Consider the following 14,463-nt stretch of genomic DNA (forward strand, 5'->3'; position numbering starts at 1 on the left):
ACCATAAATCTGTCCCCTTTTAACCATAAATCTGTCCCTAGTTAGCATTGCAATCAATTGAAAAACAAAAGAAAAAACGACCATGAAAAAGGAAATATTATATGTAACATAGGAGTGATCTATCTTTTAGAAAAAAGAAATTAGAAAAAAAGAATAGAGCGCATTGTGAATTTTTTGAGTTGGAATCAGCAAAATCACAAGATGAGGTCAGACCAGAGCGTACGGATTCATATGCTGCATCGAAGACATTCCGCTTCCTCGCTCACTAACTCGCTCCGCTCGGTCGTTCGACTGCGGCGAGCGGAGTCATTTCTCACATATCGCTGGTAATTCTGTTGTTGTTCCTTCGGTGATGAGTCGCTTGATAGCCTATAAAACACGTTCAGAAGCGTCTCAGGCGCACGAAACGGGTTTAAATACCCCTTAGGGCATGGGAGGCGCGAAAAACGCTTACAGAGGCTTTCTGTTCATCAGAATCTGATCCTGTGAAGACCGAGAAAGTTCTCATGTTTAGTCACAACCTGAATATTTCATTCCGAGGGCGGTTTAATATAACTAGCTGATTTTATTGAAAGAGTTCTTTTAATTATGATCCTCATTTTGCTAACCGAGGATCTTCTCATGTTTCAATAAAATACCTTTAATATCAACATGATATATTCTTTTGCCAATTGATTTATGTGACCACTTCATTTCAACGATACATAAATCAACAGATCCAGCAATGCCCCTCCCCAAAGTGTCACAGAGAAGCCCTGAATCGCTCTCTGCCGCTTCGTTCGATACAACCATGAGGAAAACCATGCGAAATGAAAAAAATCGCTTAAAACGCGATACAGCGCGTTTTAGGGGGTATTCACAAAACACACGTTGCCTTGAAGAAATTTTGATCAAGATTTAACTACTATCCGGATCATGACTACAGATCACAGCAACAAGGCTGCTAAAAAGCGTTGAGAGGCGTTAAACGCTGTTAAGACTAGGGCTAAGTACAATGAAACGGAAAAAATGCTCAGAATGCGTTACAGAACCTTCCAGAAAGCTAGGATTTCTCACTTTAAAGAGACATTTTTCTTGATCTGTTGTCACTTATAAGAGACAATGTACACAGGTTAAGGGAATGAGGGCGGCAAGATGCCTTACACGGCGAAACGATATCAGACAGAAAACGGTGAGGTTCCGTACACCGACTGGATGAAAAAATTAAGACGTAAAGACCAGACCGCAGCGTTAAAGGTGGATTCCAGAATTGCCCGCGCTATGGGCGGAAATTTTGGAGATCATAAATTCGAAAGGGACGGTGTATGGGAATTACGGGTTGATTACGGTCCTGGTTACAGGGTTTATTATTCAATCGAAGATGGCGAAATAATTCTTCTGCTCATTGGAGGGAATAAAAAAACTCAGACAGCCGATTTAGATAAAGCCGTTAGTTATCTGCAAGATTTTAAAAAGAGGTCAAAAAAATGACAGCAACCAAAAATGTGAAGTCGCAGAAAAATGATTATTCGGCATCCGTTGATCACAATGCCGCCATGATTGAAGAATTGCGCGCAGATCCTGATTATGCAAACGCTTATCTTGCTAATGCCCTGGAAGAAATAAACGAGCCTGGTGGTTTAGGTGGTTTTCTTGTTGCGCTACGTCAGGTAATCGAGGCGCGAGGGGGGATTTCCGAAGCTGCCAGGAAATCTGGCCTTGCCCGTCAGAGTATTTACCGCGCATTATCCCCCAACGGTAACCCGACCATCACAACGCTTGCACAACTTACATCGGTAGCCGGATTACAGTTCACTCTCAGTAAATCCAGCCACTAATCTCTCCAGTTCCCCCTAAGCGGGGGAATTTCCATGCCATCAAAACCGCAGTTATCCCGCCCGACGTTCACCGGTATTTAATCGGCAAATCGTACAATTGCGTACTGGCAATAGTTTAATGGTGTGTATTAATACACATTTAAAGGCGATGTGGATGCGTGTGTTAATGCTAATGTATGCATACATTAGCATTAACATAGAGCAGATTCTGGCGCGTTGCGCCCGTAGTTCGCTGATGCTCACACGCGCAGTACAGCGCCCCGTCCTGTTGCGACGCACCAGGACGGCGTAAACTCGCTTGCGCTCGCGCTAACTGCGGCATTCTGCGGCGCAAATCAGCATAATCATGGCCTGCTGGTCAGTTAGGCTTTGCAGGGTGAAGGGATGGCCCTGTGCATCCTGGTACGTTCGTCAGCGGCTGCGCCGCGCTTCGGGGCGATGTGGCTCCTGTGCTGCCATGGTATTTTCGTTCGCCCCTTCCATCCGCTTACGCGGATTAAAAAACGTGATAACAATCACTTATCGAGTAAAAAAAACGGGAGAATACTTGCAAATACGACTTAAAGGTCGTATTATTATTTCATCGAAAGGGGAATGGCCCCTCTCACAATAGCCCAGCAGGGCAGGAGATTTAAAAAATGAATATCCAGGAAGCATTAAACGTTTTTGGATTATCCGGCGAATTAACTGAAAAAGATATCAAAGCAGCATACAGAAAAGCCGCCTTAAAATATCATCCAGATCGTAACCCGTTAGGGGCTGAACTGATGAAAGCGGTAAATGCAGCTTTTGATGTATTGATGGCAAATATTGATAAAATAAATCAGTTCCAGAGTACTGATGAACATGCTCGATATAATTACGGTGATGACCTGGAAAAAGTATTAAACGTTCTTTCTGGTTTATCTGGTCTGGTATTTGAAGTGATAGGTAACTGGGTCTGGATTAGTGGAGAAACTATTACACATAAGGAAACTTTAAAAGAAATCGGGTGTAAATGGGCGGCAAAGAAAAAACAATGGTTTTATCGTCCAGACGAACATAAAAGTTACTGGAATCGTGAAGAACACACGATAGAAGAAATCCGCGCAAAATACGGTACAACCGGACAGCGCAGGGCGACAGGGTGGCAACGCGTGGAAACCAGAGTCTAACCAGAACGGGGGCGAGAAGCCCCCGATATTATAGCCAGCCCGTCTTTTGGGGCATCGAACCCAAAAAGACGGGAACAGGAGCCACGTAGCAAAAAGGGAAACAGATGAACTCTTTTTTTGAACAATATCACCCTGTCTTTGAAGTTGTCTGCCGTATCCTGGGGAACGGCTGGCGCGTGAACAAACTTGATGATTGTTCGTCTCGTATAAAACTGACGTCACCGCAGTTTAAAAATTACTCTGTGCATATTCGGATGGAAAAAGACCGGTTTTCTGTTGTGGGGAGTGTGGATAGTCGCTCCTGGCGTAGTCCGCATCATGTTTGCACGTTATCCAGAAAACGGAATCCCGTTGATATTGCAGCCGATATCGAGCGAAAAATTCTGGTAAATGCTTCGCAGGAGGTGTTACAGGCGATTGAGTATGAGAAACACCAGGTGGAAAAAAAGGACGAAATTATGATCCTGAAAGGTATGTTATCGCAACTTGTCCAGCTTGAAAGCTGGTATGGGGCATTGACAGGCTTTAAAGCTGAAAACGGATTGAACGGTAAAGTCACCGAACAGGGCGACAGTTATGATTTACAGATTCGGGGCTTGAGTATAGATCAACTTGTTAAAATTACAGGGTATTTGAAACAGTTATGAGAAAAAATAAAGGTGATGTGACTTATTTTCTTGAAAAAGAAGGTGACAATTACAGGCTTACAAAAAGGATAAAAGCCAGAACAAATGTTAAAATCGGGAACAAAACTACGAAAATCACATTGTATGATGCCGTACTGAATGAGAATGAATTACAACATATTGATTTTACGTGTGCCGGATTAAGGAAAGACGATGAGACGCCAGTTAAGAATTTAATTAAGGAGTTTATGTTAAATGAAACCCGATAATACACCTGAAAATGTAAAAAAATTACGTTTAAAAGCAGGATTAACACAAAAGGAATGCAGTCATATTTATGGTGTTGGGCTAAGAACCTGGCAGAAAAAAGAGGAAGTTAATACTCAAAACAGTCAAAGTCTGTCACTGGTTGAGTTTGAGTTTCTTTTGTTACTTGCAGGAGAACATCCTGAATACGTGCTCTGCAAAAGGGAGTCAAAATAAAATGACCTGTGATGGTTTTATATTAGTACCTGGAGTTGCGCCCGTAGCTCGCTGACGCTCACACGCGCAGTACAGCGCCCCGTCCAGGGGAACCCTGGACGGCGTAAACTCGCTGGCGCGAGCGCTAACTGCGGCATTCTGCGGCGCAAATCAGCATAATCATGGCCTGCTGGTCAGTTGGGCTTTGCAGGGTGAAGGGATGGCCTGTGCTGCCCTGGTATTTTCGTTCGCCCCTTCCATCCGCTTACGCGGATTAAAAACGTGATAACAATCACTTATCGAGTAAAAAAACGGGAGAACACTTGCAAATACGACTTGAAAGTCGTATTATTATTTCATCGAAAGGGGAATGGCCCCTCTCACAATAGCCCAGCAGGGCAGGAGATTTAAAATGAAATGCTCATCTGTTTTTACTTCAACCACTAATCATGTTTTCACATTCGAACGAGTAACGCTTTGCACTATTATCCTTATGCATAAGGATACGGGACAACAGTATGTTGTCCTATTTACTGATAACAATAAAATTCGTGACTATAAAACCGGAATTGTTCCTCAGTTTGGCGAACTTAAGCAGAGTGATGTTGATTTAGTCCTTTTCTACAGGGACGAATATGAAAAATATTTTGATTCGTTAAAAGATGGCGATGAATGCTTGAGTTTTAAAGATTTTATTGAGTGCCTTCGTTAAGCATTATAAATGCAGGGGGGAACCCTGCATTTTCTGGAAATTTCAATATTGATTCTGAAATTGTCTATTAACATCAATGCAAGGGAAATTCATGAAAACGTTAAAACAAGCCGCAATGCAGTTTGCATCTGATCTGCGTAATAATCGCTGTTTTAAAGCTGCTTATAATGATGCTCTGTTAGAGCTTGATCGGGAAGATTTAAATGCCATTGTACAATGCACATTTCTTTTTGAGCCAAAACGAACATTAGCCGAACTTGATAAATTAATTAAAAAGATAGAAGTAGAAGAAGATTATGAGTTTTGTGTATCCCTTGATAAAGGTAATGGATTACACGAAGTCAGAACATTTAAAAGTGAGCGTGAGGCGTTGGATGCTTATCGCATTTTGACCCTTTACGGATACACAGTAACTATAGAAAAGAAGGAGGGTAATGACTGGCTATTCAAGGTGTGATCAGGTTGTTCCACCAACCTGATCACGTTATCGACAATCAAAACTGAATGAGGTTTTTAAATGTCAACGCGGCAGATCGTACAGCTTGCTGATTCCCTTGTCAAAGGCTGGGAAACCAGAATTCCGGCAATGAAATTTAGTGAATGGGATCAATTCCGGTGGTGGTTAAACTACCTGCAAGGGTATGAAATGTTTTAAATAAAAAAAGGGGCTTTCTGCCCCTTTGTATTTTTTGACAAAAATGCTATGTGTAGATCTGTATTTACAGTCTTGTGTGGAGGATGGAAAGGAACCTGATACCCCGTTTAAAGGCGTGTTTAACGTCAGGCTTGATCCAGAACTGCATCGTCGGGTAGCAGAAATGGCGATGGAAGAAGACTTATCGTTGAATGCCTTTGTTAATAAGGCTCTGGAAAAAGAAGTCAGCAATCATCGCGCAGGGGCTTAATTACCCTTGTTTTTTATGCCCTGTAAGGGCATGGGAGGCGCTTTGCGCCGGAAGCCCCGCAGCGCAGCGAGGACTTAAAAAGCGTTACGGCTTCAGCCGTAACAATTCCCAGCCCTGCCAGGCCTGTTTTTTCTTTCACAGATCTATCAGCTATACGTTTGCCAGATGGTCGAAGACGAAAGAACCTTTCAGCAACGAAATCTGGGCATATGCAGCGACGATTTTATAGCCAGGCACAGTGCCACATATGGTACAATCAATGCAGGATAGACAATCATGGTCAAAATGTTAACATTTTATCCATGATTGTCCAAAAACGATGTTTTTGCCTGTGCCTGCCGCAGGCTCTGTTGGGGTGAGTTATGAAGATGATAGCGTTCAGACTTAGTGATGATGAGTTAAAACTTGCAGAGCATAACGCTATATCAAGTGGGTTTACCAGCATCAATACATTTGCCAGGCATAATGTACTTAATGTTGATGTTCAACCATCAAATATACCCGTCAGCAATGAATCATCAAAGGCTGTTAAAACCTGTTTATACCCTCATGAAATAGAACTTGTTAAACGTAATGCAGCCCTTCACGGCATGAGCATGAGCAGAGAAATTGCTATTCGTGTGCGTCAGTCTTTGTTAAAGAATGAAGTCTGTCTTTACCCTGATGAAGTTAAGGAACTTAAAAAATTATCAACTGCTGTAGATCGTGTTGGTCGCAACATTCATTTTATCATAAAAGGTGAAAGATTTTGCACGGTTAACGATCCTGATTTCAGAAAAGACGTTGTTGAAGTGATTGAACTATGTAAGCAAATTGATTCAAAACTTGAAACGTTAACCAAGAGTGTTGTTAACAGATTTGGGTGATTTATGGGTGTGTATGTAGAACAGGAATACCGTATTAAACGCGCTAAAGGGACTGGGCGTGATCCGAAATCTCCTAAGTTATCGGGAAGACATATACATGCCAGTAAATCGGCTTTTAATCATAAAGTCAGACATGGCACAGACAAGAAAGCATATACCTGGACGCCAACAAAAGAAGTCACTTTTAAAATCACAGGTTCAGGGAAAACTGCCGCAGGTATCAAAAACGGTATTGATTACATTACCCGTAATGGTGAACTTGAGGCTTACTGTTATGATGGAAAAGGTTCCGAGCAAACAGGGAAAGGAGAAGACTTTAACAGGGAGTTTACTTCAACTTTATCTAAAGGAAATGATTACTCCAGAACATATCGTGGAGAAAACATCGATCATGTGAAAAACATGGTCTTTTCACCACCACCAGAAGCTGGAGTAAGCAGGGAAGACGCTCTGAAAGCTACGATAGAATTTCTTAAAGAGACTTATCCAAACCATGCTTTCGTTGCCGTATACCATGATGATAAAGAAGATCATCCTCATGTACATGTTAATATTAAACTTCGTGATGAAGAAACAGGAAGGAGATTAAGACTTACTAAGTCTGAAACCAGGAAGTTCAGAAACGGTTTTCATAGAAAACTGAAAGGTATGGGATATGATGTTACCGCTACATGGAAAAAAGATCCCGAACGTAAACGGGAGATTGAGCGATTACAGGCTGAAAATCCGAAAAGACTCCGGAATGTTTACAAGGTTGTGGATTTTGGGGAGACTTCATATCAGAATAAGGCAGGGGAAAAACGAACACCTTTCCTCACTTATGAAACTTTAAAAGGTGGAAAGCAGGTTACGATTTGGGGTAAAGACCTGAAAAATCATTTCGAGTCTGAAAAGCTCCAGCCAGGAACGCTTATCAAAGTTAAAAAACTGGCTCCTACGCTTGTACGTAGCCCGATGTTTAATGATGATGGAACTGTTGCAGGCTACAGGGAAACGCATCGCAATAACTGGCAGATTGAAAATATTGCCCTTGAGCGGAACAGAGAACGTCAGGTTCATGAGCGTGAAACCAGGCAGCCGGAAGAGAGCGACGTTAAAAAGCAGCTATCCAGAAAACATGAGCAAGGTCACAATATCGGGTTTGCTCTTGAACACGGGTTTACAAAGGATTCAGAAGAACATAAAAAACTAAGAATACAGCAAGAGAGGAACTGGAAAGGCCTGGGATTTTAATTTGATTTCGGCGCAGGTGAACAAAGCGGCTACTTTGCTCACCTGCTAATCACAACAACCTACGAGGGAGGTTATCATGACTGAGCATGATGCTATCTGCATTTCTGCACTTCATCAAATTTTTAGTGATGAAGAACATTTGAGTGAGCAACAAAAAGACATTATTCTGATGTACGCTTATGGCTATACCCTGAATGAAATTGCTGATTTCAAAGGACTAAAGCCTTCAACTGTCAGAAAATATCTTGATTCTGTAAGAGCTGAACTGGGAGGTGTCTCGTTGGCAGGGATCAGAACACTGGTACTCATTCGGACTAATGCCCTTCTCGTGTCAAGTCTTTCCAGGATCAGTGAGAGGGGGAATTTATGAAAAAATATCTGCTTTTTGCTTTGCCGTTCTTCGTTGTTGGTTGTAGTGAAGAAGTAAAAAGTGTGGATTGGTGGGGGCAGCATCTTACGGAAGCTAAACAAAAGCAGGCAGAGTGTGAGAAGTCTGGCTCTGATTCTCAGAACTGTAAGAATGTTAAACAAGCATTGTTTATTCAGTCTCAGAAGGATGCTCCAGTCCCTACATTCGATTAACTAATGTTTAAATCATACTAAAGCGCCCATATGGGCGCTTTTTTTTGCATGATCACACGAATCATAACATGACCATTTTGTCAATGGTATTTGATCGTATTGTTGAGCATTGTTATTTTGCGAATCATGTTCGCATCTAAAACAAATCCAAAACACACTTATAGTGGATTGATTAAATGAAGGAGAAACCAGATAAGTCATCGGAAAAAGGGGTTTATGTCACAATAAAACTCGATCCAAGGTTGAATGCATTTATCGAAGAGAAAACGAAAACATCTTTGCTTAGTAAGAGGAAGCAAATTATTTACTTATTAATGCAGAGTATGCGTATTGATGGATATATGGAGCGTTAGCTATGGCGTCTTTATTCCCAGCATTGTTGCTGTGTGCGGCGTCAGTTCATCCGGATACGATAAATGATATTGCACGGGTCGAGAGTGGCTTCAATCCTTATGCTGTGGCTGAAATTATTCCTGAAAGGGAACGCGGTAGCTATGGCAAAAGTGTTATCAGTCATATGCCCAAAAGTAAGGAGGAAGCTCTTACAGTTATCAGAGAAATTGAAAACAGAAAAAGACGTTATTCTGTCGGATTGATGCAGATTACCAACAGTAATTTTTCTTTTTATTCCACGTCCGCAGAAAAACTCCTTGATCCGTGTGAAAACTTGTCTGTTTTCGAAAAGATTATCGTGGATTGTTATAAACGAGGGAGGAGCCTGGAGAATGCGCTTAGTTGTTACTATACAGGAAATTTTAGTAACGGTAAGCGAAAAGAAAAAGAATTTAATAATACAAGTTATGTTGAGCGAATTGGTTATACAGGGAACGAAAAAAAATATGTTGTACCAGGTACAAGAAGCAACGGGGGAGAACAGCGAAAAAATCGTTCACACAATGCGTCAGTTATCTGGCCCGAAACCATTCTGAAATCTGCTTTTGTTGATAACTCACATCCAACAAAAGTTATTAATTAACAGGACTTATAAAATGTCATTTAAGAAATCAGTATGTAATCGTATCAGTTCATCTGTCACTGCTGTAATGCAGCGTAAAAATAAGGTAGTTATGGCAGTCGCCGGGGCAACAGTTGCATCACCGGCCTTTGCGGATGGATTTTCAAAAGCGGAAACGCTGCTGGAAAAGGTTAAAACAGGGCTTAGTGGTCTTTCACTGGTCACGGTGACTATTGCCTGTCTGTGGGTCGGCTACAAGGTTCTGTTTGGTGGAAGCACGATTCGTGAATGCTCACCTATCATCATCGGGGCAATTGTTATCGCCAGTGCGGCTGAAGTTGCATCAATGATGGTTAACTAATAAAGCGGGGACGATAGTATGTCTACACTTTATAAAGCGATGACACGCCCTGCTATGTATGTGGGTGTTCCTGTCGTCCCTCTTACTGTGGTTGCAGGGGCGTTATTTCTGGCGGGGGTTTATATCAGCAAGCTGATCTGGCTGGCTATTCCTGTCGCGGTTTTTGTTCTCAGAATGATAACTAAACAGGACGACCACATTTTTAACCTTTACTTTCTTAAGCTGAAAATGCTCGGAAACTCAGTGTGTAATCGTTTTTTTGGCGCACGAGCGTTCCTCTCCGGACAATATGAAGCTGTTGAAATTGATGAGTTTGTTAATGCCATGAAACTGAATGAGCGAATCACTACTGGTAAATATATCCCATATTCAAGCCACGTTGATAAAAACATCGTCAAAACAAAAAACGGTGATTATGTAGCGACATGGCAACTGATGGGGATTAACTTTGAGTCAATCTCTGCGGAGATGTTAGAAACTATTGACTCACAGGTTGCCACTCTTGTTCGTTCATTTTCCGGACTGCCCGTTTCATTTTATAACCATTCATGCAGGGCGAGTTTTTATGATGCCTTTACCACAAAATCAGGTAATAAATATGCTGATATAATATCAGATTGTTATTATGGTTCGATGAAGAAAAATAAATTCAAGGGGAACACTCTTTACTTTACGCTGATCTACAGACCAGACGGGCGTGTAGAAAAACTGGAAAAACGCAAAAAAAGTATTAAAGAAAAGAAAGATGATATTAACATTCATGTGAAGAGAATGAATGAAATGATTAATACATTCTCTGGCGCTCTTGATAAATTTACCTGTAAACTTCTTGGTATGTATGAGGAGAACGGAAAGGTATTTTCTTCTCAACTGTCATTCTATAATTATCTTCTGACAGGGAAGTTGCAAAAAATCAGAGTAACTGATTCTCCGGTGTATAACGTTCTTGGTGGAGTGGATGTGTTTTTTAACCATGATACCGGACAGATATGCCGCATTGATGGAAATAAATTCTTTCGTTCTATTGAAATTAAAGATTTCTGTAGTGAGACTGCATCCGGTGTTTTTGATGTGCTCCAGTATTCTGATGCTGACTATATTATTACGCATTCATATACATCCATGAGCAAATCAGAAGCATTGAGTACCATTAAACGTGCGGAAAAACAGTTAAAGAGTACAGAAGATGATGCGGTTACTCAATTGCAGGAACTGGAAAAGGCAAAAAATGATATTGTGTCCGGTGATATATCCTTTGGTTACTACCATTTCACGCTAATGGTAATGGCGGACAGTATCAGGGAGCTTGACGAATCTGTAAGTAAAATTACGGCAGACTTTACTGACCTGGGCATTATTCCGGCATTGTCAACCATGTCATTGCCAGCGGCATATTTTGCCCAGCTTCCGGCGGTTTTTCATTTAAGGCCACGTTTATCTCCGGTATCGAATGTAAATTTTGTCGAACTGGCATCATTCCATAATTTCTACCAGGGGAAACGCGATAAAAACTGCTGGACAGAAGCGGTTGCTATTCTCAAAACACCAAGCAAACAGGCGTATTATCTGAATTTACATAACTCAGTACTGTTTAAAGATGAAACAGGTGAAAAGAATCTTGCTAATACTAAAGTTATAGGAACGGCGGGTTCAGGTAAGACAATGTTTCTGTCATATCTTGCCTGTTCATTACAGAAATACAATAACCCCGAAACTTTTGCTGATTCTGCAAAAAATAAGAAGTTAACGTGTGTCTTTCTTGATAAGGACAGAGGGGCTGAATTATGTATCCGAATGCTTGGTGGGGAATATTACACCGTAAAAAGCGGTGAGCCGACAGGATGGAATCCTTTTGCTCTGGAGGCAACAAAACGTAACCGTATTTTTGTCAAGCAACTGATGGAGATTCTGTGTACCAGAAATGGTGAAAGATTATCGACAAGAGAAAGATTGCTTATTAGCGAAAGTGTTGATGCTGTGATGGATTTTCCTCCTGGCGAAATGCGGGAATATGGCATTACCAGAATGCTTGAGCATCTTATGCAGAGAGATGATCGGGATGAGCAGGAGAACGGGATTATCCTTCGGTTGTCCCAATGGGCTAATGGTCAGGCTCATGGCTGGGTTTTTGATAATGCTAAAGACACATTCAATATTCAGCATGTCAATAATTTTGGCATTGATGGCACCGAGTTTCTTGATGATCCGATGGTATGTGCACCAATTACTTTCTATCTGCTGTATCGCATTACGCAGCTTCTTGACGGTCGGCGTCTTGTTATCTTCCTGGATGAGTTCTGGAAATGGCTACAGGATGAAGCATTCAGCGACTTTGTCTATAACAAGCTGAAAACAATTCGTAAGCTGAACGGGCTGGTTATTCCGGCAACTCAGTCTCCGGATGAAATACTGAAGAATAAGATTTCACGGGCTGTGGTTGAAGTATGCAGCACCAGTATTTATCTGGCTAACCCTGATGCCGATTACAATGATTATGTGGAAGGGCTTAAGCTGACACCAGAAGAATTTAATATTGTTAAAAATCTTGATCCAATGTCGAGACAGTTCCTGATTAAAAAAAGCAGTCTTAAAAAGGGGGATGGTAAATCATTTTCAGCACTTGCGACACTTGATTTATCGGGACTTGGTGGATATCTGAAAATATTGTCTGCTAGTGCAGATAATCTGGAAATTTTTGAAAGTATTTATCATGAAGGAATGGAGCCTGATGACTGGGTTCCTGAATATCTCGAACGGGCAATCTGACAGGTGAATTTATGAAGCGTGTAAAAACATTTATGCTGATATCATTATTGACGGCTTCATTTTATAGTAGCGCAGGAATTCCGGTTGCTATTGATGCCAGTCCGGAATGGGCTGTTGAAGCCGCAAGATGGACAGAACGACTCAAACAATGGTCCGAAACTGCGCAACATTATCAGAGTCAGATTCAGGCATATAAAGACCAGTTAGCCACGGCAACAGGTATAAGGAATATTGCGGCATTCACAAATGAACTAAGTAATCTACAATCAGAACTGACAAATATTTATAAGCAGGGGAACAGTTATATTTCTGATTTTACCAGTAATCCCGAAGGTGCATTGAGCAGCCAGGCTAAAAATCTGTTCAGCAAGTATGGAGCCTTCGATATGTGTAATACGGGCTATGAACGTAATGATAATCTCTGTAAAGCACGGATTGTGTCAACGGCTGCCAGTATTGAACAGGGAAATGAGATCAATAAGCAGTTATCAAATGCAATGTCTCAGATTCAGAGTTTAAGTAGCCGAATTGAGGCTTCAAAGGATATCAAAGAATCCCAGGATTTGGCTAACGCATTACAGGCGCAGTCGTTAAAAATGCAGGCGATAAAAATGCAGTATGATGTCTGGAATAATAAAAATAAAGCAGATCATGAGATGTTGATCACACAAGAACAAGAGGCCTTTATTAAACAGCAGAAAGAAGCTGAACCATTAACTTTTGATTAAAAGGTGGATATATGGCTCAGGGGTTTTTCGTTAAATATAATTCTACCGTTATGGATTCGGTAGATAAAATCAGCTCCAGTTATCAAACACAATTTGCTAATGATATTATGTCGTTAGCGACGGTATCGGTTACGTTATATGTACTATGGAAAGGATATCAAATACTTGCCAGTAAAACTCAGACGCCCTTGCAGGATTTAGTATGGGATCTATCAAAATTTGCAATCATAATCATGTTTATAACTAATGCGGATGGGTATTTAACTGCGGCCACTGATGCGTTGCAAGGCATGAAAGATGGTTTTTCTGGAGGGGTGAGTGTCTGGCAAACTTTAGATAACTTATGGAAAAGTACGCAAAATCTTGGCGCGGAAATATACTCTTTAGATAAATCAACATATGTTAAAGATCAAGGTGTAGTTGGACAGTTTTTAATATGGACTGGCTCGCTTATTTTAATGGCTGTTAGTGTGGTTGTTTTTTTAACAGCAGATGTAACGATGAAACTCCTGATTATTACAGCACCGATATTTATCTTTTGTCTTATGTTTGGTTTTATTCGGAGCATGTTTAATAATTGGTTACAATCGTTATTCTCCAGTATTCTGACAGTTCTATTTGCCAGTTTAGTGATTCGGATAGCAATGGATTTTCAAGGGATGATCCTTTCCCATGCTATTCGTGCTGCACAAACAGGAAATGTAAATCTTGTATCTACAGGTGCTATGGGCTTTATGGCTGGGTTTTTGGGGGCTTTATTGGTTCTTATAGCTAAAGGTTTTGCTGTCCAGTTAGCAGGTGCAGGTGTTGAAGGTGCTGTTCAGGGCGCAGCCATGATGGGGCTGGGTGCTGCTGGTATGGCTACTGGTAAGTCTCTGATGCTTGGCGGTCGTGCTGGTTTAGGTTTTGGCTTAGGGATGGCCGGAAGAACGGGCATGAATTCTTTATCTGGGAAAGCAGGGAATCTGATGGGGCGTGGTGCGCGAACAGCCGCTGAATGGGCGGGTGAAAAGGGATATCAGGCGCTGGCTCCGACAGGTGCTTTGGGGATGAAGGCGAGAAGACTTGCATCCCTGGAAAAAGCACGAGCGAGGAATGCCGCATGAATATAATGAAACGTTTTTTTTATGTGATGTCCCTGAACTGGATACTGACGTTTGTTGATAAACATATCACCTCCGGATGGAGCAGGAAGAGAAAGCTAATAACCCAGCTTATTATTTTAATCACGGGAATTACCTTATTTAAGGTCTTAGGTGGAATCAGTCAGAGCTGGTTGTGACATGCTTCATTATT

At 41.4% G+C, this 14,463-nt stretch carries 18 protein-coding genes and 1 pseudogene; all 19 read left to right on the top strand.

From position 1 onward, the window contains the following. Positions 1-1,134: 1,134 nt before the first annotated feature. The 19 genes and pseudogenes from G434_RS23755 (at position 1,135) to G434_RS23675 (ending at position 14,273) form a co-directional block, all read left to right on the top strand. Positions 1,135-1,470: a type II toxin-antitoxin system RelE/ParE family toxin gene (locus G434_RS23755; protein WP_001147119.1), complete on the top strand. Its 336-nt coding sequence runs from the start codon at positions 1,135-1,137 to the stop codon at positions 1,468-1,470. Beyond that, positions 1,467-1,817, top strand: coding sequence for a helix-turn-helix domain-containing transcriptional regulator (locus G434_RS23750; protein WP_000127483.1), 351 nt, complete (start codon positions 1,467-1,469; stop codon positions 1,815-1,817). The genes G434_RS23755 and G434_RS23750 overlap by 4 nt, the downstream gene beginning before the upstream one ends. Before the next feature lie 638 nt (positions 1,818-2,455). Continuing rightward, complete coding sequence (locus G434_RS23745) at positions 2,456-2,971, top strand: J domain-containing protein (protein WP_001025396.1); 516 nt, start codon at positions 2,456-2,458, stop codon at positions 2,969-2,971. A gap of 104 nt (positions 2,972-3,075) precedes the next feature. Beyond that, positions 3,076-3,618 (top strand): hypothetical protein, encoded by a 543-nt coding sequence (locus G434_RS23740; RefSeq protein WP_001083908.1) that lies wholly within the window; start codon positions 3,076-3,078, stop codon positions 3,616-3,618. After that, positions 3,615-3,866, top strand: coding sequence for a hypothetical protein (locus G434_RS23735; RefSeq protein WP_001230708.1), 252 nt, complete (start codon positions 3,615-3,617; stop codon positions 3,864-3,866). Before G434_RS23740 ends, G434_RS23735 begins: the two co-directional genes overlap by 4 nt. Continuing rightward, positions 3,853-4,080 carry a helix-turn-helix domain-containing protein gene (locus G434_RS23730; protein ID WP_000801440.1) on the top strand — a complete coding sequence of 76 codons (228 nt, stop codon included), beginning with the start codon at positions 3,853-3,855 and terminating at the stop codon, positions 4,078-4,080. The genes G434_RS23735 and G434_RS23730 overlap by 14 nt, the downstream gene beginning before the upstream one ends. 391 nt (positions 4,081-4,471) lie before the next feature. Then, positions 4,472-4,771: a hypothetical protein gene (locus tag G434_RS28830; protein ID WP_000650313.1), complete on the top strand. Its 300-nt coding sequence runs from the start codon at positions 4,472-4,474 to the stop codon at positions 4,769-4,771. Between the two features lie 91 nt (positions 4,772-4,862). Then, positions 4,863-5,228 carry a hypothetical protein gene (locus G434_RS23725; protein WP_000854262.1) on the top strand — a complete coding sequence of 122 codons (366 nt, stop codon included), beginning with the start codon at positions 4,863-4,865 and terminating at the stop codon, positions 5,226-5,228. A 250-nt stretch (positions 5,229-5,478) separates the two neighbouring features. Continuing rightward, positions 5,479-5,676, top strand: a pseudogene (locus G434_RS23720) (type II toxin-antitoxin system HicB family antitoxin); the annotation flags it as partial. Positions 5,677-6,038: 362 nt separating this feature from the next. Continuing rightward, positions 6,039-6,542: a DNA distortion polypeptide 1 gene (ddp1, locus tag G434_RS23715; protein WP_000781818.1), complete on the top strand. Its 504-nt coding sequence runs from the start codon at positions 6,039-6,041 to the stop codon at positions 6,540-6,542. A 3-nt stretch (positions 6,543-6,545) separates the two neighbouring features. After that, positions 6,546-7,775, top strand: a complete 1,230-nt coding sequence (gene taxC / locus G434_RS23710) for a DNA relaxase/nickase TaxC (RefSeq protein ID WP_000539545.1) — start codon at positions 6,546-6,548, stop codon at positions 7,773-7,775. Between the two features lie 76 nt (positions 7,776-7,851). Further along, positions 7,852-8,145 carry a helix-turn-helix transcriptional regulator gene (locus G434_RS23705; protein ID WP_000134733.1) on the top strand — a complete coding sequence of 98 codons (294 nt, stop codon included), beginning with the start codon at positions 7,852-7,854 and terminating at the stop codon, positions 8,143-8,145. Then, positions 8,142-8,357: an EexN family lipoprotein gene (locus G434_RS23700; RefSeq protein WP_000760375.1), complete on the top strand. Its 216-nt coding sequence runs from the start codon at positions 8,142-8,144 to the stop codon at positions 8,355-8,357. Before G434_RS23705 ends, G434_RS23700 begins: the two co-directional genes overlap by 4 nt. Before the next feature lie 176 nt (positions 8,358-8,533). After that, the gene (locus G434_RS30195) at positions 8,534-8,710 is read left to right on the top strand and encodes a hypothetical protein (protein ID WP_000660496.1); all 177 of its coding nucleotides are present in this window, start codon (positions 8,534-8,536) and stop codon (positions 8,708-8,710) included. A gap of 2 nt (positions 8,711-8,712) precedes the next feature. Beyond that, a complete protein-coding gene (locus G434_RS26715; protein WP_001299949.1) occupies positions 8,713-9,333 on the top strand; it encodes a lytic transglycosylase domain-containing protein in 621 nt (206 codons plus the stop codon). Between the two features lie 13 nt (positions 9,334-9,346). Further along, complete coding sequence (locus tag G434_RS23690) at positions 9,347-9,673, top strand: TrbC/VirB2 family protein (protein ID WP_000008647.1); 327 nt, start codon at positions 9,347-9,349, stop codon at positions 9,671-9,673. A gap of 18 nt (positions 9,674-9,691) precedes the next feature. Next, positions 9,692-12,439, top strand: a complete 2,748-nt coding sequence (locus tag G434_RS23685; protein WP_000105985.1) for a VirB4 family type IV secretion/conjugal transfer ATPase — start codon at positions 9,692-9,694, stop codon at positions 12,437-12,439. Positions 12,440-12,450: 11 nt separating this feature from the next. Continuing rightward, positions 12,451-13,167 (top strand): type IV secretion system protein, encoded by a 717-nt coding sequence (locus tag G434_RS23680; protein ID WP_000832280.1) that lies wholly within the window; start codon positions 12,451-12,453, stop codon positions 13,165-13,167. Between the two features lie 11 nt (positions 13,168-13,178). Further along, a complete protein-coding gene (locus G434_RS23675) occupies positions 13,179-14,273 on the top strand; it encodes a TrbL/VirB6 family protein (RefSeq protein ID WP_000046889.1) in 1,095 nt (364 codons plus the stop codon). Positions 14,274-14,463: the final 190 nt, after the last annotated feature.

It is taken from the genome of Escherichia sp. KTE172, from assembly GCF_000408845.1.
GTDB lineage: Bacteria > Pseudomonadota > Gammaproteobacteria > Enterobacterales > Enterobacteriaceae > Escherichia > Escherichia coli.

Excerpts from the sequence above, each read along its gene's own strand:
- G434_RS30195 (WP_000660496.1), top strand. The coding sequence starts at position 8,534 with ATGAAGGAGAAACCAGATAAGTCATCGGAAAAAGGGGTTTATGTCACA.
- G434_RS23725 (WP_000854262.1), top strand. The coding sequence starts at position 4,863 with ATGAAAACGTTAAAACAAGCCGCAATGCAGTTTGCATCTGATCTGCGT.
- G434_RS23740 (WP_001083908.1), top strand. The coding sequence starts at position 3,076 with ATGAACTCTTTTTTTGAACAATATCACCCTGTCTTTGAAGTTGTCTGC.
- taxC (WP_000539545.1), top strand. The coding sequence starts at position 6,546 with ATGGGTGTGTATGTAGAACAGGAATACCGTATTAAACGCGCTAAAGGG.
- G434_RS23730 (WP_000801440.1), top strand. The coding sequence starts at position 3,853 with ATGAAACCCGATAATACACCTGAAAATGTAAAAAAATTACGTTTAAAA.
- G434_RS23700 (WP_000760375.1), top strand. The coding sequence starts at position 8,142 with ATGAAAAAATATCTGCTTTTTGCTTTGCCGTTCTTCGTTGTTGGTTGT.
- G434_RS23735 (WP_001230708.1), top strand. The coding sequence starts at position 3,615 with ATGAGAAAAAATAAAGGTGATGTGACTTATTTTCTTGAAAAAGAAGGT.
- G434_RS23750 (WP_000127483.1), top strand. The coding sequence starts at position 1,467 with ATGACAGCAACCAAAAATGTGAAGTCGCAGAAAAATGATTATTCGGCA.
- G434_RS23745 (WP_001025396.1), top strand. The coding sequence starts at position 2,456 with ATGAATATCCAGGAAGCATTAAACGTTTTTGGATTATCCGGCGAATTA.
- G434_RS23690 (WP_000008647.1), top strand. The coding sequence starts at position 9,347 with ATGTCATTTAAGAAATCAGTATGTAATCGTATCAGTTCATCTGTCACT.
- G434_RS23755 (WP_001147119.1), top strand. The coding sequence starts at position 1,135 with ATGCCTTACACGGCGAAACGATATCAGACAGAAAACGGTGAGGTTCCG.
- G434_RS23680 (WP_000832280.1), top strand. The coding sequence starts at position 12,451 with ATGAAGCGTGTAAAAACATTTATGCTGATATCATTATTGACGGCTTCA.
- ddp1 (WP_000781818.1), top strand. The coding sequence starts at position 6,039 with ATGAAGATGATAGCGTTCAGACTTAGTGATGATGAGTTAAAACTTGCA.
- G434_RS23675 (WP_000046889.1), top strand. The coding sequence starts at position 13,179 with ATGGCTCAGGGGTTTTTCGTTAAATATAATTCTACCGTTATGGATTCG.
- G434_RS23685 (WP_000105985.1), top strand. The coding sequence starts at position 9,692 with ATGTCTACACTTTATAAAGCGATGACACGCCCTGCTATGTATGTGGGT.
- G434_RS28830 (WP_000650313.1), top strand. The coding sequence starts at position 4,472 with ATGAAATGCTCATCTGTTTTTACTTCAACCACTAATCATGTTTTCACA.
- G434_RS23705 (WP_000134733.1), top strand. The coding sequence starts at position 7,852 with ATGACTGAGCATGATGCTATCTGCATTTCTGCACTTCATCAAATTTTT.
- G434_RS26715 (WP_001299949.1), top strand. The coding sequence starts at position 8,713 with ATGGCGTCTTTATTCCCAGCATTGTTGCTGTGTGCGGCGTCAGTTCAT.